At 56.5% G+C, this 21,116-nt stretch carries 15 protein-coding genes; 7 read left to right on the plus strand and 8 right to left on the minus strand.

The features are described from left to right. Window positions 1–2 precede the first annotated feature (2 nt). Genes KA369_12310 through KA369_12325 form a run of 4 tightly spaced genes read left to right on the plus strand, consistent with a single transcriptional unit; the run spans window position 3 to window position 5,378 of the window. Window positions 3–1,064 (plus strand): hypothetical protein, encoded by a 1,062-nt coding sequence (locus KA369_12310; GenBank protein ID MBP7736750.1) that lies wholly within the window; start codon window positions 3–5, stop codon window positions 1,062–1,064. Next, window positions 1,061–3,559 carry an ATP-dependent Clp protease ATP-binding subunit gene (locus KA369_12315; protein MBP7736751.1) on the plus strand — a complete coding sequence of 833 codons (2,499 nt, stop codon included), beginning with the start codon at window positions 1,061–1,063 and terminating at the stop codon, window positions 3,557–3,559. Before KA369_12310 ends, KA369_12315 begins: the two co-directional genes overlap by 4 nt. After that, window positions 3,560–4,852 (plus strand): 3-isopropylmalate dehydratase large subunit, encoded by a 1,293-nt coding sequence (locus KA369_12320; protein MBP7736752.1) that lies wholly within the window; start codon window positions 3,560–3,562, stop codon window positions 4,850–4,852. 1 nt (window position 4,853) lies between these two features. Then, entirely contained in the window at window positions 4,854–5,378 is a 525-nt protein-coding gene (locus KA369_12325) for a 3-isopropylmalate dehydratase small subunit (protein MBP7736753.1), read from the plus strand. Window positions 5,379–5,571: 193 nt separating this feature from the next. Here the strand turns inward: KA369_12325 and KA369_12330 are convergent, their stop codons facing one another. The 3 genes from KA369_12330 to mutS all read right to left on the minus strand — a co-directional run bounded on the left by KA369_12330 (window position 5,572) and on the right by mutS (window position 11,536). After that, complete coding sequence (locus KA369_12330) at window positions 5,572–7,629, minus strand: hypothetical protein (GenBank protein MBP7736754.1); 2,058 nt, start codon at window positions 7,627–7,629, stop codon at window positions 5,572–5,574. After that, window positions 7,607–8,827, minus strand: coding sequence for a Crp/Fnr family transcriptional regulator (locus KA369_12335; protein MBP7736755.1), 1,221 nt, complete (start codon window positions 8,825–8,827; stop codon window positions 7,607–7,609). Before KA369_12335 ends, KA369_12330 begins: the two co-directional genes overlap by 23 nt. Window positions 8,828–8,959: 132 nt before the next feature. Continuing rightward, window positions 8,960–11,536, minus strand: coding sequence for a DNA mismatch repair protein MutS (gene mutS / locus KA369_12340; protein MBP7736756.1), 2,577 nt, complete (start codon window positions 11,534–11,536; stop codon window positions 8,960–8,962). A 384-nt stretch (window positions 11,537–11,920) separates the two neighbouring features. On the opposite strand from mutS, the gene KA369_12345 reads away from it, so the two are divergent. After that, window positions 11,921–14,524: a PAS domain S-box protein gene (locus KA369_12345; GenBank protein ID MBP7736757.1), complete on the plus strand. Its 2,604-nt coding sequence runs from the start codon at window positions 11,921–11,923 to the stop codon at window positions 14,522–14,524. 87 nt (window positions 14,525–14,611) lie between these two features. On the opposite strand, the gene KA369_12350 is transcribed toward KA369_12345, so the two are convergent. Both KA369_12350 and miaB read right to left on the minus strand, forming a co-directional pair. After that, a complete protein-coding gene (locus KA369_12350) occupies window positions 14,612–15,757 on the minus strand; it encodes a hypothetical protein (protein MBP7736758.1) in 1,146 nt (381 codons plus the stop codon). Further along, entirely contained in the window at window positions 15,750–17,120 is a 1,371-nt protein-coding gene (gene miaB / locus KA369_12355; GenBank protein MBP7736759.1) for a tRNA (N6-isopentenyl adenosine(37)-C2)-methylthiotransferase MiaB, read from the minus strand. Before miaB ends, KA369_12350 begins: the two co-directional genes overlap by 8 nt. 246 nt (window positions 17,121–17,366) lie before the next feature. Here miaB and KA369_12360 point away from each other — a divergent pair, with 246 nt between their 5' ends. Further along, a complete protein-coding gene (locus KA369_12360; protein ID MBP7736760.1) occupies window positions 17,367–17,534 on the plus strand; it encodes a hypothetical protein in 168 nt (55 codons plus the stop codon). A gap of 117 nt (window positions 17,535–17,651) precedes the next feature. Beyond that, the gene (locus tag KA369_12365) at window positions 17,652–18,008 is read left to right on the plus strand and encodes a PilZ domain-containing protein (GenBank protein ID MBP7736761.1); all 357 of its coding nucleotides are present in this window, start codon (window positions 17,652–17,654) and stop codon (window positions 18,006–18,008) included. A 71-nt stretch (window positions 18,009–18,079) separates the two neighbouring features. Here KA369_12365 and KA369_12370 read toward each other — a convergent pair whose 3' ends face one another. The 3 genes from KA369_12370 to KA369_12380 all read right to left on the minus strand — a co-directional run bounded on the left by KA369_12370 (window position 18,080) and on the right by KA369_12380 (window position 21,097). Then, the gene (locus tag KA369_12370; GenBank protein MBP7736762.1) at window positions 18,080–18,685 is read right to left on the minus strand and encodes a hypothetical protein; all 606 of its coding nucleotides are present in this window, start codon (window positions 18,683–18,685) and stop codon (window positions 18,080–18,082) included. Window positions 18,686–18,740: 55 nt separating this feature from the next. After that, the gene (locus KA369_12375; protein MBP7736763.1) at window positions 18,741–19,577 is read right to left on the minus strand and encodes a 4Fe-4S binding protein; all 837 of its coding nucleotides are present in this window, start codon (window positions 19,575–19,577) and stop codon (window positions 18,741–18,743) included. A 152-nt stretch (window positions 19,578–19,729) separates the two neighbouring features. Beyond that, window positions 19,730–21,097 carry a glutamine synthetase gene (locus KA369_12380; protein MBP7736764.1) on the minus strand — a complete coding sequence of 456 codons (1,368 nt, stop codon included), beginning with the start codon at window positions 21,095–21,097 and terminating at the stop codon, window positions 19,730–19,732. Window positions 21,098–21,116: the final 19 nt, after the last annotated feature.

Raw genomic sequence — 21,116 nt, forward strand, 5'->3', positions numbered from 1 at the left:
GAATGACATTGTTTGAGGAAGTGCTACAACAGTCCGGCTTCTGGACGTCAACGGGCCCCTTCAGCCATATCGTGCTATCCAGCAGGCTCCGGCTGGCCCGCAACATGCTGTCGGTGCCGTTTCCTGGAAGGATGGCCGATGATGAGACGTTCCCCATACGGGGAGCGATTGAGCGGTTCGCCCGCGAATCCGCGTACCGCGGCCATGTGAGTATCATCGATCTGAAGGATGTCGACGCAAACGAGAAGCGGTTTTTACGCGAGAGAAACATAATTACCTACGAGATGGAAGTGGCCGACAACAGCATGGTGGCCCTTGATGGTATCGATGATTTCAGCATCCTCGTGAACGAGGAAGACCATTTCAGGATACAGGTGATCCGTCCCGGCCTTCAGCTCATGGAGACCTATAAAACGGCGGACCGGGTGGACACCGAGCTGAACCGCTTCGTGCCCTACGCCTTTTCCGACGAGCTGGGATACCTGACGGCATGCACGTCGAACCTGGGCACGGCCCTCCGGGTGTCGGTTCTCCTTCACCTGCCGGTGATAACGATCAAGAACGCGGTCCAGGAGCTTATCCCCGAGGACAAGAAGAACTCCATGGAGATTAAGGGCACCATCGGTAAGTCGAGCAAGACCCTCGGCGGCCTTTACCAGCTGTCAAACCGGATTTCCCTCGGGCCCTCTGAGGTGGACATTATCGAGTCCGTCGATGAAGTGGTGGGCCGGATCCTCGAGAACGAAGACAACCGCCGCGACGAATACTTTTCGGAGTCCCGCACCGAGATCGAGGACATGGTATGGCGCTCCTACGGGACCCTGCTCTATTCGAGGCGGATCAGCTACATCGAGGCCATGGACCACTGTTCCAACGTCCGACTCGGGATCGTGCTGGCTGTCATCAAGAATATAGATGTCAAATCGATCAATGACATCATGGTCAATATCCAGTGGGCCCATCTCCAGCGCCATTATGCCCTGCTGTTCAAGAGCACCGCCGAATGCGACGAGTACCGGGCCGATTATATCCGCAAAATAATGCAGACATTCGAGGTTAAATGATGTTCGAGTTCACCAAGCGTTCCAAAAAAGTGTTGGAAATAATGGCCCAGAGCGAAGGGAAGCGCCTCAACTCGGACATGATCGATCCGGATCACATCATGATATCGCTGCTGAAAGACGAGGAATCGGTGGCCGCCCGCATCATGAAAAACCTCGGCATCAATTTCGAAAAATTCATCCAGGACATCGAGCAGTCGGTCCGCAGGGACCGGGCCACCATAATTCTCGGCAAGGTCCCCCTCAGCTCCAAGTACAAGCGCATCATCGAGATGTCGAAGGAGGAGGCCCGGAAGCTCCGAAACTCCTATATCGGCACGGAGCACCTGCTCCTGGCCATTTTCCGCGAGGGAACCTGCTCGGGCCTTGACAATCTCATCCGCTCCGGCATCGATTACAACGTCATCAGGAACGAGATATTGCGCGTCCTCGGCGTGAAGGTAAACAACGAGAAGCAGGCCAAGGTCAAGACGGTGAAGCCCCCCGCGCTTGATGAATTCGCCCGCGACCTCACCAAGATGGCCACCGAGGGGGCCCTTGACCCGGTTATCGGCCGGGATGACGAGATAAACCGCGTCATTCGCATCCTGTCGCGGAAGCGCAAGAACAATCCGATCCTGATCGGCGAGGCCGGCGTGGGCAAGACCGCCATCGTGGAGGGCCTGGCGCAGCGCATCGTCCGCAAGGAGATCCCGGAGCCGCTGTACGACAAGAGGGTCCTTTCCCTCGATATGGCGGCCATCGTGGCTGGCACAAAGTACCGCGGCGAGTTCGAGGAGCGCCTCAAGCGCGTCGTTAAGGAGATCACCGATGACGGCAACATCATCATTTTCATAGACGAGGTCCACACACTGATCGGCGCCGGCGCCGCCGAGGGCGCCATAGACGCGGCCAATATCCTGAAGCCGGCCCTGGCGCGGGGCGAGCTGCAGTGCATCGGAGCCACCACCATCAACGAGTACAAGATGTACGTGGAAAAGGACACGGCCCTGGTGCGGCGCTTCCAGTCGATCCTGGTGGAGGAGCCCGACGTGGACGAGACCATACGCATCCTGAAGGGCCTGAAGGAGCGCTTCGAGAGCCACCACAAGGTGCGGTTCATCCAGGAGTCGCTGGTGAAGGCGGCGGTACTGGCCGACCGCTACATCAACGACCGCTGCCTGCCGGACAAGGCCATCGACATCATCGACGAGGCCGGCGCCATGGCCCGGCTGGAGAATTTCGACATCCCCGAGGACATCATCGCCCTGGAGGCGGAGATTGACGGCCTCATCACGAAGAAGAACGAGCTCGTGCTGTCCCAGGAGTACGAACAGGCGGCCGCGATCCGCGACCTGATCCATGACAAGCGAGAGATCCTCGCCGTGAAGATGGAAAACTGGCACGACAAGAAGAACGAATATGAAATAATGGTAACCCCGGACCAGATCGCGGTGATCGTTTCAGAGAGCACCGGGATCCCGGTCAAGAGCATCGAGGAATCGGAAACCGAAAAGCTGATGCGCATGGAGGAGGAGATCCACAAACGTATCATAGGGCAGGACGACGCCATACGCGCCGTGAGCCGCGCCATCAGGCGTTCCCGGGCCGGCCTCGGCAGCTCGAGCCGGCCCATGGGGGCCTTCATATTCCTGGGCCCGACGGGCGTGGGAAAGACCGAGCTGGCGAAGGCCCTCGCCGAGTTCCTCTTCGACGACGAGCGGAACCTTGTCAGGGTGGATATGTCGGAATACATGGAAAAGCATTCCGTGTCGCGCCTTATCGGGGCGCCCCCGGGCTATATCGGCTACGAGGAGGGCGGGCAGCTCACGGAAAAGATCAGGCGGAGGCCCTATTCGGTCATTCTTCTCGACGAGATCGAGAAGGCCCATCCGGACGTCTTCAACATCCTCCTCCAGGTCTTCGAGGAGGGCGAGCTGACCGACGGGTCCGGCTCCACGATCAGCTTCCGGGACACCATCATCATCATGACCTCGAATATCGGCAACAGGGAGTACCAGAAGATCGGGAAAATGGGATTCGGCGACGATGAATCGCGAGACAGCGGCGCCCGGGACAAGGTGAGCGACGAGTTGAGGCGCCTGTTCAGCCCCGAGTTCCTGAACCGGGTCGACGAGGTGGTCTATTTCCACAAGCTCGACAGGAACCATATCAAGCGGATCGTCGACCTGATGCTCTCCCGCATCAATGAGAAGCTGTGGGACCGGAAGATCGAGCTGGTATTTTCCACGGGGGTCAGGAAGTACCTGATAGAAAAAGGATTTGACGAAAATTTCGGGGCCAGGAACCTTCGCAGGGTAATCCAGAGCGACATAGAGGATTCCCTGGCCAATGAGCTGCTGAAGGGCAAGGTCCAGGAATCTTCCCGCCTGAAGGTCGTCCTCAAGGGAAAGTTCATCGCGTTCAAAGATATAGGGAAGGTCATTCCAGGCGACGATGACGACGGCGAGGGCGAATTCCTGGAGAGCGGCGCATTAGAGATCAAAGGTATTCAGTGAATGGGATATACAATAGCGGAAAAAATATTCAACGCACATCGCATCGACAATCCGACTCCAGCCATACATGTTCTCACCCTTGACGCGGTCTTCTGCCACGAGATCACGACGCCCATCGCGATCAACGACCTGGTGGCGAAGGGGAAGGACCGGGTCTTCGATCCGGACAGGATCAAGGCCGTGATCGACCATGTAACGCCGGCCAAGGATTCGAAAACGGCGGAGCAGGGGAAGATCCTGCGCGACTGGGCGCGGCGCCACGGCATAAAGGACTATTTTGACATCGGCAGGAACGGCGTGTGCCACGCCCTGTTCCCGGAGAACGGCTTCGTGCGGCCCGGCTATACCGTCATCATGGGCGATTCCCACACCTGTACCCACGGGGCCTTCGGCGCCTTCGCGGCCGGGGTCGGCTCGACCGATCTCGAGGTGGCCATCCTCAAGGGTGTGTGCGCCTTCAATTCGCCCCGCACCATGAGGATAAATGTCACCGGCGATCTTCAGGAAGGCGTCTTCGCGAAGGACGTCATACTATCCATCATCGGGAATATCGGCGTCAACGGCGCCACCAACATGGTCATAGAATTCACCGGCCCGGTCATCGCGGCCCTGTCCATGGAGTCCAGGATGACCCTCTGCAACATGGCAGTCGAGGCCGGCGCCACCAGCGGGATATGCCATCCGGACATGACCACGGTGGAGTATCTCTGGGAATTCATCGGCGGCGATTATGCCTCGAAGGAAGAGGCGCTCAAAGACTATTTAAAATGGATCTCCGATCCTGGCGCCTCCTATGAAAAAACAATCGACCTTGACGTCTCCGGCCTGGAGCCGGTGGTCACCTTCGGCTACAAGCCTGACCAGGTGAAGCCGGTGCGCCTCATGGAAGGAACGCCCGTGGACCAGATCTATATCGGGTCATGCACCAACGGCCGCATCGAGGACCTCCGCGTGGCTGCCCGGGTGCTCAAGGGAAAGAGGATCAGCGACCGCGTCAGGGCCATCGTGTCGCCGGCCACCCCGAAGATATACCGGATGGCCCTCGAAGAGGGGATCATAAAGATATTTATGGACGCGGGCTTCTGCGTCACCAATCCGACCTGCGGGGCCTGTCTCGGCATGAGCAACGGCGTCCTCGCCTCCGGCGAGGTGTGCGCCTCCACGACCAACCGGAACTTCCAGGGCAGGATGGGGGCGGGCGGCATGGTCCACCTCATGAGCCCTGCCACGGCCGCCGCCTCGGCGATCGCCGGCGCCATAGCAAACTCTGAACTCTACCGGGGGCGGAAATAGCATGAAGAATTTCAACGGGAAGGCCCTCTTCCTCGACAGGGCAGACATCAATACAGACGAGATCATCCCCGCCCATTACCTCACCGAGATCACGAAGGAGGCGCTGAAGCCCCATCTCCTCGAGGGCCTGAAAATGGAAGGCTTTGACCATCGCCGCGACATCCCCGGCAAGAGCGTCATCATCACCCGCTCCAATTTCGGGTGCGGCTCCTCGAGGGAGCACGCGCCGTGGGCCCTCGAAATGAACGGCATCAACCTGGTGATCGCCGAAAGCTTCGCGAGAATATTCAGGCAGAACATGTACAACTGCGGCATGATGGCGGTGGAGCTCCCCCATGAGGCCATCGACATGCTCTTCACGTCAGCGGCGGACAAGGACGCCGAGATCGAGACCGATTTCACCCAGGGGCAGTTCATCATCCGGGTAAACGGGGAGGAGGAGCGGATCAGGTTCGCCATCTCGGAATTCGACCGGGACCTCGTCCAGGCCGGGGGCTGGCTGGAGTACGCCGATAAAAAATATTAAAAAGGTTCTCGCAGAGGCGCTGAGGCGCAGAGTTCGTTTGAGCTGTTTTTAAAATAATATTTTCGGATTTTGTTGTGCGGTTATTTTTTATTTAGATGATGAATGCAGGATATGATGCAGTTGTATCATATTTCTGTAAAGGCCAAACCTATAAAACCTCTGCGTCTCCGCGACTCCGCGAGAGATCTTCTTCTCAGTTTACCCGTTTCACGTTGCTGCCGTTCATCATGTCGCCGTTAAGGACGAAGGGCATGATGTACCATTCCCCCCTCAGGTAGTTGTTCAGGCCCATGGTGATGAGCCCCGGGAGGTCCTGTATGAATTCCCTGGTGAATTCCAGCGTGATGTTCAGCGGGCTCGCGACCAGCTTGTCGTTGAAAGTGCCGGTGATCTTCAGGCGCACCTTGTTGGAGCTGAATATGAAGGAGCGGACGAGATAGTTCGTGCCCCTGATGTCCATGTTGCCGTAGATCTTGTTGAACTCCAGGTCCCGCAGCTTGTATTTCAGCTCCGACAGGAGGAGTCCGAGGCCGTTCTGGACCCCGGTATCGACAAGCTTCCCCCGGTCGACGGTGAACTCGACGTTGCCCCGCGCCGTCTGGAGGATCCTTCCGCTCAGCTCGAAGTCGACCTTCGCCTTGCCGCTCGCCGTCCCGAAGATCCTGTTGCGTATCTTTTCATTGGGAGATACCGCGTCCTGCATCAGGAGGCCCGCGAAATTCAGCGCCAGCGACGCCTGCGGCGGGCCCTGACCCATGGAGATGGCGCCGCTGCCGTTGATTTTCCCCTCGGAAAAAATGAACTGGAACCCTTTTATGGAGACGGTGCTCCCGGAGAGGAGGTACTGGAGCTGAATGCCGCTGACCTGGTGGGCGCCGTACTGGAGACGGTTCACATTAATAATGCCGCTGATCTCCTTCGGGATGTTGATGGGCGCGTCGCCCTGGGAGAACCTGTTCTTTTCGGGATCGATGACGATTTTTTCGGCCCCGACGTTGATGAAGAGTTTCGAGAAGTCCGCTTCCGTGGAGGCGATGGAGAGTACGCACGGATTGCCGTAGAACCTGAAGGGGATTCCGGTCTGCTTGAATCGGCTTTCGGCTATGGTTACGGAGGCGTTCAGGTCGCTGATCAGCTTGATCTCCGGGTCATAGCCGCAATTGACCAGCTTGAGGTTCCCGTTATAGAGTCCGCCGCCGTAGCGAAGGTCTCCCTCCACCTTACCGTACAGCTTGGCCGGGAGGAATTTCAGGACAGCCGCTGCGTCCGATACCTGGGCATCGATGTTCCTGATGTTGAAGCCTATCAGTCCGCCGCCAAAGGTGAAATGGAGGCTGTCAATGTAGAATGAGGATTTATCGATTCCTCCGCTGACGCGCCCGATGAAGACCGTCCGTCCGCTGATATCAACCTTGCAGAATCCGTTGGCGCTTATGACCTTCGGGGTATTGAGGAGCGTCGATGCGGCGATGACGTCCCCCCTGACGAATGATTTTGTTATCACCAGGTTTTTAACGGTTCCATTGACAACATTGTAAGGGAGGTTCACGTTTTTTCCCCACTGGTATACCCAGAGAAGGGACGCGTTTTCCAGCCTGACATCGCCGGTTATTTCAAAGTTGTCCTTCGATGTTTTTATGGTCAATTCCGGATGCACGATCCCCCGCGGACGCGGCAGTTGAACCGTGCAATCCTTTACCATGATATTCGTGCCGATCTTTACCGTGACGTCGATGTTGTAGGTGCCGGCCAGTGGCGCCAGTACGGGGGGCGGATTTGAGAGGGTAACGGTAGCGTCCGTAACCTTGATCCTGGATATTTTCGCCGTTACGCCGGATCCCTTGCCTTTCGTGAGGCTCGAGAGGAGCTTCCCGATGTTCGATTCCCTGTTCTCGTCGAACACGATATTGCAGCGCGCCTTTTTCAGGGATATGGAGCTGAAATCCAGCTCCATCTTGAACAGGGAAAGAAGGGAGATGCGGAGGTCGGCCCTGTCGACGCCGGCCAGGACCGGTGATTCTTTGTCTGATTCGTAAACGGTGACGTCCTCAAGGGTAATCCCGCCGATGCCGTACCCGATGTGCCGGATGATGACTTTTCTTCCCAGGGCGCTCTCGGCCTTCTCCGTGACCAGGGATAATATCCTTTCAGCGGGGTAAAAGGCGACCAGCAGCGCAATGGAGGCGGACAGAAGGAGGATTACGGAAACAAGGACAAAGGCGGCGGCTTTAAGCGTTTTTACTGGCTTCACGTTTTCTTTCCATGGCGGCTTTTTTTCTGTAGAACTGCACGGTCTTTTCCAGTTCAAGGATATCGGTGCAAACGATCTTACCTTCAGAGAGGACGAAATGCTTGTCCTCCAGGAGCTGGACGACGTACATGTCTCCCTTTTCGGGAGTGAGGCCCACCATGTTGATCAATTCCTTTGTGCCGAATTCAAAGTTATGGGGCTGCTTCGCTTCGATCCGTATTTTTTGCTTTTCAAGCTGTATGAGAAGGGTATCGTAAATGCGCCCCAGGGGATCCTGGATCATGAGGTTTTCCAGCTGACGGTAGGCGGTCCAGATACGCTCGCTCAGGATCTGGATCAGGCGCGTCGCCAGCTGGGGCTGGGCCTGGACCATGCTCTCGAAGTTCGACTTGTTGATGGCCAGCACTTCGACGTCGCCGAAGGTAATGGCGGAGGCGCTGCGCGGCTTGTTGTCGAGGATGGCCATTTCGCCGAAAATGTCGCCCTGCTTGAGCACCGCCAGGAGCACTTCCTCGTTGACGATCTTGGTGATCTTGACCTTGCCTGATTGGATGATGAAGAGCTCTTCGCCCGGCTCGTATTCGCAGAATATCATGGTATTGTCCCTGTATTTGCGGTTCATGCCCGCCTTTTGGCCCGTGTCGGGGGATTTCAGGGGGGCTTTCAGGGATTGGAGACGCTGTATGGCCATATCACGGTTCTCACTGGTCGGCCTGTATTGCAAAAACTTCTGGTAGGCGTATATGGCATGGTTCAGGACCCTCTTCTTGATATAATATTCGCCGATATTATAGAGGTGCGAAGGGTCTTCGGTTGCTACATTTTTGAAGGTCAGGTTGGTGATGGCCTGGTCAAAATCGCGGAGCTGGCGGCTGAAAAACCGTATGATTTTCATGGCCACGGTCGGGTTTTTCTGGATAAGGAGGCCGAATTTCTCCCTATCGACGGAGATGAGTGAAACGTTTTCAAGGGCAACGGCTGATTCGATCCGGGCATGGGCGCTCATGCATGACACAACACCGAAAAAATCGCCCGGTCCCAGGACGGAATACGGCTCGGTAGCTATTACCGGGTTATCCTTGGCGACCTTGACCTTTCCCTTGAGAATAATATAAAAGTTATTGGCGTTTTTTTTGCCTTCAACAATAACAAAGGAATTGGCGAGGTAATTTTCGACCTTAAACTGTATGTCAGACATTTTGCCTCTTGATTAAACACATAATATATTATCACTAATAATAAAATCGGCAAAAAATCAAGTAATTTCTATTATTTTTATAACTCATTGATTTTTTACGATGATTATCAAATTCCTATAGGATCATCTTCATTATTCGATCAGTTTTTTCAACCGGTGCAGCTCATTTAAAGCCTCTATCGGGGTGATGGTATCGGTATCGATGTTTTTTATAGCCTGGACAACCAGATGGTTTGAGGCGTTAAAAATCTCGAGCTGCTCGGCGTCCTCTTCCTCTTCAGGGTTCAGGGGCTTGATGTTCTTCCGGCCCTTCTCAAGGCGCTGGAGAATCTGCTCCGCCTTGGCGATGATCGGTTTCGGTATCCCGGCCAGGTTCGCCACATGGATGCCGTAGGATTTGTCAGCGGCCCCCCTCACCACCTTGTGGAGAAAATCGACCCCGTTCAGGCGCTCCTTGACCATGACCGTATAATTGACGATGCCCCTGCGGTTTCCGAGCTGGGTGAGCTCATGGTAGTGCGTCGCGAAGAGGGTCCGCGCTTTCAGGTAGCGCTGGATGTACTCCACCACGGCCCAGGCGATCGACAGGCCGTCGTAGGTGCTGGTGCCCCTGCCGATCTCGTCCATGATTATCAGGCTCCGGGGCGTCGCGTTGTTGAGTATGCCGGCGGTTTCGTTCATTTCGACAAGGAACGTCGATTCACCCCGGGATATGTTGTCCGACGCGCCGATCCTGGTGAATATGCGGTCGGCGATGGAAAGGACGGCCTCCCGCGCCGGCACGAAAGACCCTATCTGCGCCATGAGCTGTATTACCGCCGACATCCGGATGTAGGTCGACTTCCCCGACATGTTGGGGCCGGTGATTATCTTTATGATGTTTTCGTCCGCGTCCAGGTTGATGTCATTGGGGATGAACACCTCCCTGGTGTAGTATTTTTCCACCACGGGATGGCGACCCTCCCTGATGCGGGTGATGCCGTCGGCGTTGATGCCGGGGCGCACGAAGCGGTTCTCTTTCGCGGCCATGGCGAGGGAGCACCAGCAGTCGAGGCCGCCGATGGCTTCCGCCATGGCCTGGAACCCGGCCCTGGCCTCGAGGACCGCCTTCGTGAGCCTGGCGATCTCCTCGTTTTCGATCTGAACGATCTTTTCCGACGCGGAGAGGATCTCCGACTCGAAGGCCTGGAGTTTCTCGGTGGTGAAGCGCTCCGATCCTACCAGTGTCTGTTTTCGGAAATACGTTTCCGGCATGGCCGAGGCCTGACCCTTGCTCACCTCGATATAGTAGCCCAGGATCTTGTTGTAGCGTATCTTAAGGGACGACATGCCCAGGTTTTTCTTCTCCTCCTCCTGGTACTCCACGATCCAGTTCTTCGCGTTGGTCTTCAGCTCGTAGATGCGGTCCAGGTCGGCGTTGAATCCCTTCCGGATGACCCTGCCGTGCTCGGGGGACAGGGAGGGATCGTCGTCGATGGCGGCGTGAATGATGGACGCAAGCTCGGTCAGGTCGGGTATGGTTTCGGCGATCTCCCGCACCAGGTCATGGGGCTGCTCGGCGAGGATGGACCGGATTTCCGCGGCCGCCCTGGTCGAGTTCATAAGGGCGATGAAATTCCTCGGGAAGGTCCTGCCGATGACGAAGCGCGAGATGAGGCGCTCGATATCATGGATGCCTCCCATGATTCCCGAGAGCTGCGCCGTGAGCTGGTGGAACTCGTGCAGGTACTGGACCATGTCAAGGCGCTTTTCAATCGCGGCCGTGTCCAGGAGCGGCTGGAGGATGTTTCGCTCCAGGGCGCGCCTTCCCATGGCGGTCCCGGTGTAGTCGAGGACGGAAAAGAGGGTGCGGTTCTTCGTCCCGTCCTGGAGGTTCCTGACCAGCTCGAGGTTGGATATCGTGGCGTCGTCCAGGGTCATGATGTCGCCGGAGAGTATTTTCCGGGGGTATTTCAGGTGGTCGAAGCTCTTCTTGTGGGCCTCCTTCAGGTACTGGAGAATGGATCCCGCGGTCATGATGTCGAGATCGGCGGTGATGCCAAGGCCCTTGGTCCCGGCGATCCTGAAGGTCTCGCAGATGATGTTCGCCATGTAATCCGCGTCGTAGAGCCACTCGTTGATGCGGTAGACCGGGATGTCCCGCAGGGCGATGAAATCGGCGAAGGCGCCGTTGTCGGGGGAATCGCCCTCGTAGAGTACAGCCTCGCGGGGATTAAACTTGATGATCTCGCTGCGGAAGAGGTCCATCGACTTGCCGATGGACGACAGGAAAAAATCGCCCGTCGATATGTCGACGAAGGCCAGGCCGATGGCGGCAGTGTCGATGATAATCGAGGCGAGGAAATTGTTCTCGTCCGACTGGAGCAGGTTGGCCTCCACCACCGTGCCGGGCGTGACGACCCTCACCACCTCCCGTTTCACGACAGGGCCGCTCGAGGGGACCGCCTCCATCTGCTCGCAGATGGCCACGCGCTTTCCGGCCTTGATGAGGCGGGCGATATAGCTTTCGGCGGCGTGGTACGGGATGCCGCACATGGGTATGTCGTTCTGCCGCGAGGTGAGGGCGATGTCCAGGATCTTCGACGCTATCCGGGCGTCCTCGAAGAACATCTCGTAGAAATCGCCCATGCGGAAGAAGAGTATCTCTTCCTGGTACTTTTTTTTCATGTCCAGGTACTGCTTCATTGCCGGCGTTATTTTGGAATCCATCTATGCTCCCCGTGAATATAACGATCCGCGCCAACTTTACGGTGAATCCGTGAATCTGATCCAATTCATGCCGGTGGTGACCTTATAGAGAATGAATATGCCCGTCAAGTGGTTATTTCACGGCAGGACCGCCAATGGAGCAATTCCCGTGAGTTTATAACATGGCGCCTCCCGGTTCCCGGGCATTGCATTAATCGAATATATGCAGTTCTATCCATATCAATGGATTGACACCGGGACAATAATGTGATATCTATATAATAGTGGGGATACAGGGGTCGCTTTCCAGAAATAGAGCCGGTGCTGTTGTATCGCGGGCCCTGCAATCTATCCGGTCCACTATCAGGGTATCAATATTTGGCTGTAATATTGAGGGAGGTGGAGATGTCTGGCAGCACGGACACCGGGCGAAAATGCATTCTCCTGGTAGAAGATGAGGCCTTCGTCGCGATGGAGGAAACGGCGGCCCTGTCTGAAATGGGTTACCGGGTCGTTCCCGCGTACAGCGGCGACGAGGCGGTAGAGAAGGTCCGAGCTTCGGCGGATGATTTCGACCTCATCCTCATGGATATAAACCTCGGCCAGGGAATCGACGGGGTCGAGGCCGCCCGGCAGATCCTCACGACCCATGACATACCCGTTGTTTTTCTCTCATCCCATTCGGAAAAGGAGATCGTGGAACGGATCGAGAGCGTCACATCCTACGGATATGTGATAAAGAAAACCGGCATGACGGTGCTGGCCGCTTCGATCGCCATGGCGTTCAAGCTCCACGATGCATATCGCGCGCTCAAGGAGAAGGAAACCCAGGTCAGCGAGAGCGAAAAGAAATACCGGGCCATTTTTGAAAATACCGGGACGGCCGTCGTCATTTACAATGAGGATGCCGTCATCGTTCACGCCAATGCCCAATTCGTGTCTCTGTGCGGCTATACAAAGGAAGACATAGAAGGCAGGAAGAAGTGGTCTGATTTTGTGGTTCCGGAAGACCTGAATATCATGCTCGAATGGCATCGTTCACGAAGCAATCCGAACAAAGGCGTTCCGCGGCAGTATGAGTTCAGGTTTGTAACAAAGAAAGGCGAGATACGGGATATTCTCGTCACCGTGGATATAATCCCCGGCACCATGAATAGGGTCGCCTCCCTCATGGATATTACGGACCGGAAGCGGTCCGAGACGGTTTTATTTGAGAGCGAAGCGCGGTATCGGCGAATGTTCGAAAATTCGATCATGGGCATATTCCAGACCAGCCCCGAAGGCGAGCTCTTGTCCGTCAATCCGGCGCTGGCAGCCATGCTTGACTATGATTCCCCGGAGGAATTACTGGCGGCCATTGAAAGGAAAGTCTCCAGGCTTTATGCCCACCCGGAGCAGCGGGAGAGAAATGTCAGGATGATCGTCGGAAGCGATTCGTTGCGCAAATTCGAGGGCGAATTTTTCAAGAAGAACGGCACCATCGCGGTCGGGTACCTGTACGCGTGGCCCCGCTACGATGCGCAGGGCGCCTTCCAGGGAATAGAGGGATTCGTGGATGATATTACCGAGCGCAAGAGGGCCGAGGAGAGGCTGAACGCGACCTTGCGGCAGCTGGACGACATCATCGAGTTCCTCCCTGACGCGACCTTTGTCATAGACCGGGACCGGAAGGTGATCTACTGGAACAAGGCCATTGAGCACATGAGCGGCGTGAACAAGGAGGAGATGCTGGGGAAGGGCGGATACGAATACGCGGTCCCCTTTTACCGTGAGCGGAGGCCGATCCTGATCGATCTTGTCGATCTTACGACGGCCGAACTGGAGGCGAAGTACACCAATGTACGGCGTGTGGAAAACAATATCTATGCCGAGGTTTACATCCCCCATATGAACCAGGGTGCCGGGGCCTATCTCTGGGGGTCGGCTGCGCCGCTGTTCGATTCTGACGGAGAGCGGATCGGAGCCATCGAGATCATCCGCGATATCACCGAGCACAAGACGGCGGAAAAGGCCCTTGGCGAGAGCGAAGCGAAGTACCGGCAGCTGTTCACCCATGCGCCGGCCGGGATCTGGGAAATTGATTTCACCAGGGGACGCTTCGTCAAGGCAAACTCCCTCATCTGCGAGTATACGGGGTATTCCGAAGAAGAGCTTCTTACCATGAACACCTTTGATATTTTGACTGACGATAGCAAGGAGCTCCTCATGGAACGGCTGAAAAAAATTCACGCGGGAGAGAACGTTCCTGAGAGCCTGGAATACCGCATCAAGGAAAAAAACGGCAATACCCGGTGGGTGGAGCTCCACAATGATTTTATCCGCCATGACGGGAAGATCGTGGGCTCGACCGTCGTAGCCCATGACATCAGCGAGCGGAAACAGGCGGAAGAAAAAATAAAGAACCTCCTCGCAGAAAAGGAGCTGCTCCTGAAGGAAGTCCATCATCGTATCAAAAACAACATGAACACCATCATGAGCCTGCTCTCCCTGCAGTCAAACGCAGCGAAGGAACCTGCCGTGGCGGTGGCCCTGAAAGACGCCGTACGGCGCATGCAGGGCATGGCAGTGCTCTATGACAAACTCTACCGTTCAGAGAATCTCAGGGAGCTTTCGATCAGGAGCTACCTCTCGACGCTGGTGGACGAGATCATAGCGATGTTTCCCGGCAATACGATCGTGATGGTCGAAAAGCATATTGAGGATATCCCCCTCGGCGTCACCACCCTGTCGTCGCTGGGCATCATCGTCAACGAGCTTATAACCAACGCGATGAAATACGCCTTCGCCGGCATGGCTGAAGGCCTTCTATCCATATCCGTCACCTCGCGGGATAACCGTGCGACCCTCCGGGTCAGGGACAACGGCAAGGGCATCCCAGTATCCGTTGATATTGACAGGTCCGGCGGATTCGGGTTTACCCTTGTGCGCATACTGGTAAAACAGCTGAAGGGAAGCCTCTCGATCGAGCAGGAGAAGGGGACCGCGATCGTGATCGATTTTGGCCTGTAGCCCGTTCACCCGGGATTGGAGGGGGGTGTCGGCGGCGCGGTGTATCGGACCGCGCAGGATGTCGGCTGAGGAGGGAACCGGCGGCCGTCATTCCCCGTAAATATAGGAGCGCTCGCCGTCTGTGGAAATGCGGACAATGCGGCCGTTGATGCCGTATTCCTCCGCGAGCCTCACCTTGAGCTTCAGGGCGGCTCCCTCGTCGAAGCCCTTGCCGACATACAGTGCGTATCCCTTCGTAAGCCGTACCGTTTTAACGAAATCGAACCCTTTCAGAAGGCCCTTCAGCTCCGCCGCCTCCCGGGCGGAGGCGAGGGGCCCGACGGAAATCGAATAGAAGGCGGATGAATGATCTTCTTCCGAAATGTCCGTTTCCGGATGTATATCTATCTTTTCAGTGGCATCAAGTACCATTTTTCCCGGGAGGTAGGGGACCCGGCGAGGGCCGTGTTTCATCAGCCCCTTGACGCGGCGGGCAGCCTCCGCGGCTTCGGGCGATCCGGGATATTTTGAAAGGAGATCGTAATAGGCGGAATACGATTCGTCATACATGCGCCTGTTTTCATAGAATTCGCCGAGCAGGTACAACACCGCCTGCATGGCGTCGGAATCTCCGTAGCCGAGGGCGATGTCCCTGAGGGTGCCAATGTATTCCCGGGAAAATCCCGATGTCAGGCGGAGGATGTGCGAGAGTATGAGCAGGGACCGGGCCATGGTGCGGTAGTCATGGTTCTCCTCTATGAGAAACCGGCATTCCCTCTCGGCTCCGGCGTAATCGCCGGTATGTATCAGGGCGATGATCAGGTAAAAGCTGAATTTTCCCGCATAGGGGCTTTTACCCAGATGGCGCCCTTCACGGGCCTCCCTCACAAGGATCTCCCATTGTGACTGGAGGTAGGCTATTTCACAGAGGCGATGCTGGGTATAGGCACGCCTGTTATAGCGGCGGTATTTTGTTACGATGGCCCGTAATTGTGCGACGGCTTCGTCGGGGGATGTTTCAATTTCCGCACGGAGGAGGCGTACGTCCGGAGCAAGGTGGCTGTCCGGGTGCTTTTTCAGGAATTCGGCCGACTTTTTTGCCACGGCCCAGTAATTTTTCTCCGCTGCCAGCTTACGAATGGCCGCGAAGTCCTTCCGGTCGGCATGGCCCGATTGACCGGCGAAGGAGAGGGGCGGATCCATGACGCCGCCGATGAACAGCGCGGCCAGCACTATGGCGGACGCTTTACGCAATGCGCGTTCCCTGCAGCGTGGAGCCGAGAACGCCGTCTATCCTGATCTTGATCTTTTTCCCGATATCCTCCGGCGCCCCGGGGGTTATGACCACGTGGTTGAGAAAGGTCTTTCCCCTGACACGGTCCGGCGATTTTTTGCTGAGCCCCTCGATGATGGCGTCTTCAACGCTGTCGATGCGCTCCGCCAGTTTCTGTTTCGTAATGCCTCTCTGGACGTCGATGAGCTTCGCCAGGCGGCCGCTCTTCTCTTCACGGCTGATTGATTCGGTCAATGAGAACGCCGGTGTGCCCCGGCGAGGGGAATAGGCGTAGGTGAAGGCCTCGTCAAAGCGGATGGACTCGAGCGCCCCGATGGTCTGGAGGAATTCCTCCGCGCTTTCGCCGGGAAAGCCGACGATCAGGTCCGTGGAAATCGAGCTGCTGTAGAGGAGGCTCCGGATATTCTCCACTATTCTCATGTAATCGGCCATGGTGTAGCCGCGGTTCATGAGCCCCAGGATACGGTCCGAGCCGCTCTGGAGCGGAAGGTGTATCGAGCGCGAAATGGAAGGTGTGTCCCGGATGACGCGGATGATGTCGTCGGAAAAATCCCGTGGATGGGACGTTATGAAGTTTATCCTTTCAATGCCGGGGATGCCGGCTGACGCCTCGAGGAGCCTGTGGAAGGGCACGTCGCCGCTGTCCGAGCCGTACTGGTTTACGTTCTGGCCGAGAAGTGTGATCTCCCGTATGCCGCCGCCCGCCAGGGTGCGTATGTAGTCAAGGATCTGCTTCGAGGGAAACGATATGAGCCTGCCGCGCACGGAGGGCACAATGCAGTAGGAACAGAAGTTTTCGCACCCATGGGTGATGGTCACCCACTTGTGCCAGGGCGGCGTATCGCTGAGGCGGCGGAGGTCGTGGTTTATCCTTCCGGTAAAGTCGGACATGTCCTGCGAAATGAAGGCATTGGCCTTGCCGTCCTCCATGCGCCGCAGCAGCAGCTCCCCGATGGCGGGTGACTGGTAGGGGCCGATGATCATGTCGGCGATCCCGTTTTCGATGAGCTCTTTTCCCATGCGCTGGGCCATGCAGCCGGCCACGACGATGATGCCGCCGCTCCCGCGGATCTGCTTGCGCCGGGAGCGGATCCGCGAAAGGACCCTGTTCTCGGCGTGTTCCCGCACGGAGCAGGTGTTGTATATGGTTATATCCGCGATCCGTCCTTCTTCGGCGGCCGTAAAGCCGTTATCGGCAAGGGAGAGCGACATCAGCTCTGAATCGTTTTTGTTCATCTGGCACCCGAAGGTTTCTATGGAATAGGTCTTTTTCACGTAGCTGTCCATTACGGCGAAGCGATCGCCCGGGCCCCTGTAAGGCATGGCCAATTCTGCCATGGCGCCGGTGAGTAATCAAACAATTTTTATGCCGAAATTAATCAACACTATTTTACATTTGTTTCAAAATAGGCCCACAGGGCGGTTTTTTCAAGGAATGGATTTTTTTTCTTGAATAATTGGGGCTTATCGGTTATTTTAATTCTATCAGAATGGATTCACGATCGCGGTGATGAAAAATCTTTTGGTAAATGTCGATTGTCATTCCGCGTCATGTAAAGGGAGGTTTATATGGCAATACAGAAAGTTAACGAAAATCTCATGACCCGCGGGCCCATTGATGCAATGAAACGGCAGGGAAATGAAATCGCCAAGCCCGAGGCGGAAAAAAAGACTCAATCACAATTACAGGGATTCAAGGAAGCCAACAAGGGATTTAGCATCGACACCAAGGCTTAAAACATCATCAGAGTAACGGGAAACGGATGCGCTGAGCATCCGTTTTTTTTGACGCAGCTCGAGGGAAGCGCTTGATTTTACGATGAACGCATAAGAAAAACCAAGGAGTTTTGCCCCATGTCCCGGGTCGAATGCAAGAGAGAATATGTGCGCATCAATGACCAGTTCAACGTGCGTATCGTCGCGAGGGACAAGGCGGCGCAGTTCGGGACGAGGGAAATCAACACGTCCAAATCCGTCAATATCAGCGCCGGCGGGCTGCTGATAAACGTAGCCGAGCGGCTTGCGGTGGGAACCCTCGTGAATATTACCTTCATGAAGCCGAATACTTTCGAGATCTTCAAGGGATCGGGCAGCGTCGTGCGCGTGGACGACGACGCGGACGGGACCTGCAAGGTAGCCATCAATTTCATCAACCTTTCCGATCATGACAAGCAAAAGCTCGATTATTATATTCACCTGGGCGCGTTATGATGAATGGTCCCATGGGGATCGATGAACGACGGCCGGATGAATGCTCTGTCGGATTCCAACTGACCCGCTATTTAAAATTGCACGGTACATTCGATGAGAGGAATGGGAAGCAGTATCCTGTTCCCCTTTTTTTTCCTCATTGAAATCGTGGTCACCACCGAGTAGTCATAGTTAATCCATAAATTGATACCGGTCTTGAACCGGTTAGCGAACTTGAAGTTAAACCCCATGCCCGTGCCGAAGGTCACATCGTGGAGATTGCCCCTGCGCACGGTGCGGTCAATGCCGATATTTAGATACGAAAGTTTTGATTCCCAGTGGTGATAGGAATACACGAGCCCGATCATGAGAACCGGGTCAAGGATCTTGAACTCCGGGGCAAGATGAATGACGGGGGCGATGATGGCGGCAATGATGTATTCATTCCTGTTCATGCTGTTGAAATCGGCGCCCAGTATGCATAGTCCGACGGTCCTGACGCCGAATTCGGGTATGAAGTCGTATTCTCCCTGCAGTCCCGCCATGGTAATGCCGCCAAGGACGCTGATGGAGCCCCGGTAAGGATGCCGCTCCGAATGCTCCGGAAGCTCGGGTTTCGGCTCCTTTTCCGGGGCGGCAGCGCGGATTCCCTCTGACATGATAAGCGCGATCACGATGGCGAAGCACATTTTTTTCATGAAAGGATTGCCACCCGCTCAGTTATGTGAACCGGATATCATCGGACTTTACCGGTTATTTCGCGTCCGGGCCGATATTGATCCGCTCGTTGAGCCTTCCCATGACTTCCCTGACGGCTTCCTCCACGTCGTCAACGGCGATGGTGATGATCTTCTGGGGGCATACGGTTGCGCAGTGCCCGCAGCCCTTGCACAGGCTCTCGTCCCATGCGACGCCGCCGTCTCCGAGGGTCAGGGCCCGGGTGAAGCACCCCTCGACGCAGAGGCCGCACCTGGTGCAGGCGCTGTTGTCGATGAGGACCTTGAGCCCCTTCAGGCGCACCAGTGAGCCCTTGACGTCATCGGGAAAGTAGCGGGTCGATTCAAATATCGTGCAGCAGCAGGGACAGCAGAAGCAGACGGTGAGGGACCTGCCGGTGTTGGGCGTGCCGTAGAAGAAGTCGTCCATGCGCACCCTGCCGATCATCGGGATGAGGCCCATCCCGATCATTTTACGCATGTGGGCGAGGGCGCTCTCGACGGTCCGCGGCGTGGCCAGGTGCGGGTCGAGATAGCTGGTCCCTTCACCGAGATGCAGGCACGCGTCCTCGACGGGGTAGTGCTTGCACTGCTTGGACTCGCGGCAGGTGCAGCGATTGATGGTCACCCGGTGCGCCGAGCGCTTTATGAGCTCCTCCAGGATGCGCTCCGGGAGGTACGTGCTGCCGGCTCCCCTTACGTCAAGGTTGACCGGAACATGGGTGACATGAAAATTTTTGCCGGTGAAGATGGGACGGACCAGCACCGCTAAGAACTTGCCCACGATGGGCCATTGCGTCATCTTTGCGCTTAGGGTGGTCAGGGGCCATGCGATTCGCAGGAAATCGAGCCACCAGGATGGGCGTTTTTTCATTTTTAGCTCCTACATTTCAGATCTGTACGGAAGGAATACACCGGCACTGCCGGAAGGACCGGTGTTTCCTTCGCCGGGATTAATATTTGCAAAATGGAAGAATTTGTCAATCGGGATGTTGCCGCTCCGGTAATTTATTAACGCCTGCTTGATCAAATCTGCTCAAAATAACGGGCCCGCTCCCAGTCGGTAACGGCCCGGTCGAAGCTCTGCTGCTCGGTTTTATAGAAGTGGAGGTAATGCTCGATCACATCGTTGCCGAAGGCTTCCCTTGCGAAGGCGCTCTCCTCCAGGGCCGCGATGGCGTCCCGCAGCGTGGCGGGGACGCGGGGAAGCGACGTGGCTGAATACATGTCGCCCTCGTAGAGGGGCGGCGGCTCGATCCTGTTCCTGATGCCGTCGAGTCCCGAGGCGAGGGCCGCGGCAAAGCCGAGGTACGGATTGATGTCCGCGCCGGGGATCCGCGATTCGATGCGCAGGGATTCTCCGCCGCCGACTATTCTGAATCCGGCGGTGCGGTTGTCGTAGCTCCAGGCCAGGGCGGTGGGGGCCCAGGAGCCGGCCTGGTATCTCTTGTAGGAATTCACCGTGGGTGCGTAGAAGGGCATCATCTCCGCCGCGTGGCCGATCCATCCTCCCAGGAACCAGCGGAACAGATCGGACCCGGCGACGGGACCGATTTTCTCCCTGCCCGCGAAAAGACTTTTCTTTCCTGCCGGGTCCCAGAGGCTCAGATGCATGTGGCAGCTCGAGCCGGCCAGGTTCTCGTCGAACTTGGCCATGAAGGTCACTGATATGCCCAGTGCGTCCGCCACCTCCTTGAAGCACTGCTTGTACACCATCTGGTTGTCGGCCATGGTCAGGACATCGGCATAGCGCGTGTTGAGCTCGTGCTGGCCGGGGCCCCATTCGCCCTTGCTGAACTCGACGGGGACGCCGCTGTTGGCCAGGTGGCGGCGCACCGCCGCGTTGAGGGGCTCTTCCCGCGTGCCCTGAAGGATATGGTAGTCCTCGATGTATGATCCGAAGGGCTCGAGACCATGATGCTTCTTCGATCCCGCCTCTTCGTAGCTCTCCTTGAAGATATAATATTCCAGTTCGGCTGCGCCCATCGGAAGAAATCCGAGGGACGAGGCTGCGGCCACCTGCTTCTTGAGAATGGACCGGGGCGCAACGGCGGTGAGGGAATCCCCGTGCTCGTCGTAAATATCGCAGATGACCAGGGCGGTCTTGTCGAGCCACGACGCGTGCCGCAGGGTCGCCATGTCGGGAACGCAGTGAAAATCGCCGTACCCCGTGTTCCAGTTGGCGTAGCGGTAGCCGGGCACCGGGTTCATCGGCATGTCGACGGTGAAGAGGTAGTTGCAGGCGTGCATCCCCGTTTTCGCCACATGGCCGAGAAAGAAATCCGGCGCGATGCGCTTGCCGAAAAGCCTACCGTATAGGTCGGGGAAGGCGGCGATGACCGTTTCGATCTCGCCGGAGCGGATTTTTTCATCGAGCTGTGTGAGGGTGAGCATTCCCCTGGTCTGATTCTGT

Source organism: Spirochaetota bacterium (assembly GCA_017999915.1).
Taxonomy (GTDB): domain Bacteria; phylum Spirochaetota; class UBA4802; order UBA4802; family UBA5550; genus RBG-16-49-21.

What these genes read in the sequence shown, in the direction of transcription:
- KA369_12310 (MBP7736750.1), top strand. Translation starts at nt 3, where the DNA reads ATGACATTGTTTGAGGAAGTGCTACAACAGTCCGGCTTCTGGACGTCA.
- KA369_12315 (MBP7736751.1), top strand. Translation starts at nt 1,061, where the DNA reads ATGATGTTCGAGTTCACCAAGCGTTCCAAAAAAGTGTTGGAAATAATG.
- KA369_12320 (MBP7736752.1), top strand. Translation starts at nt 3,560, where the DNA reads ATGGGATATACAATAGCGGAAAAAATATTCAACGCACATCGCATCGAC.
- KA369_12325 (MBP7736753.1), top strand. Translation starts at nt 4,854, where the DNA reads ATGAAGAATTTCAACGGGAAGGCCCTCTTCCTCGACAGGGCAGACATC.
- KA369_12335 (MBP7736755.1), bottom strand. Translation starts at nt 8,827, where the DNA reads ATGTCTGACATACAGTTTAAGGTCGAAAATTACCTCGCCAATTCCTTT.
- mutS (MBP7736756.1), bottom strand. Translation starts at nt 11,536, where the DNA reads ATGGATTCCAAAATAACGCCGGCAATGAAGCAGTACCTGGACATGAAA.
- KA369_12345 (MBP7736757.1), top strand. Translation starts at nt 11,921, where the DNA reads ATGTCTGGCAGCACGGACACCGGGCGAAAATGCATTCTCCTGGTAGAA.
- miaB (MBP7736759.1), bottom strand. Translation starts at nt 17,120, where the DNA reads ATGCCTTACAGGGGCCCGGGCGATCGCTTCGCCGTAATGGACAGCTAC.
- KA369_12360 (MBP7736760.1), top strand. Translation starts at nt 17,367, where the DNA reads ATGGCAATACAGAAAGTTAACGAAAATCTCATGACCCGCGGGCCCATT.
- KA369_12365 (MBP7736761.1), top strand. Translation starts at nt 17,652, where the DNA reads ATGTCCCGGGTCGAATGCAAGAGAGAATATGTGCGCATCAATGACCAG.
- KA369_12370 (MBP7736762.1), bottom strand. Translation starts at nt 18,685, where the DNA reads ATGAAAAAAATGTGCTTCGCCATCGTGATCGCGCTTATCATGTCAGAG.
- KA369_12375 (MBP7736763.1), bottom strand. Translation starts at nt 19,577, where the DNA reads ATGAAAAAACGCCCATCCTGGTGGCTCGATTTCCTGCGAATCGCATGG.
- KA369_12380 (MBP7736764.1), bottom strand. Translation starts at nt 21,097, where the DNA reads ATGCTCACCCTCACACAGCTCGATGAAAAAATCCGCTCCGGCGAGATC.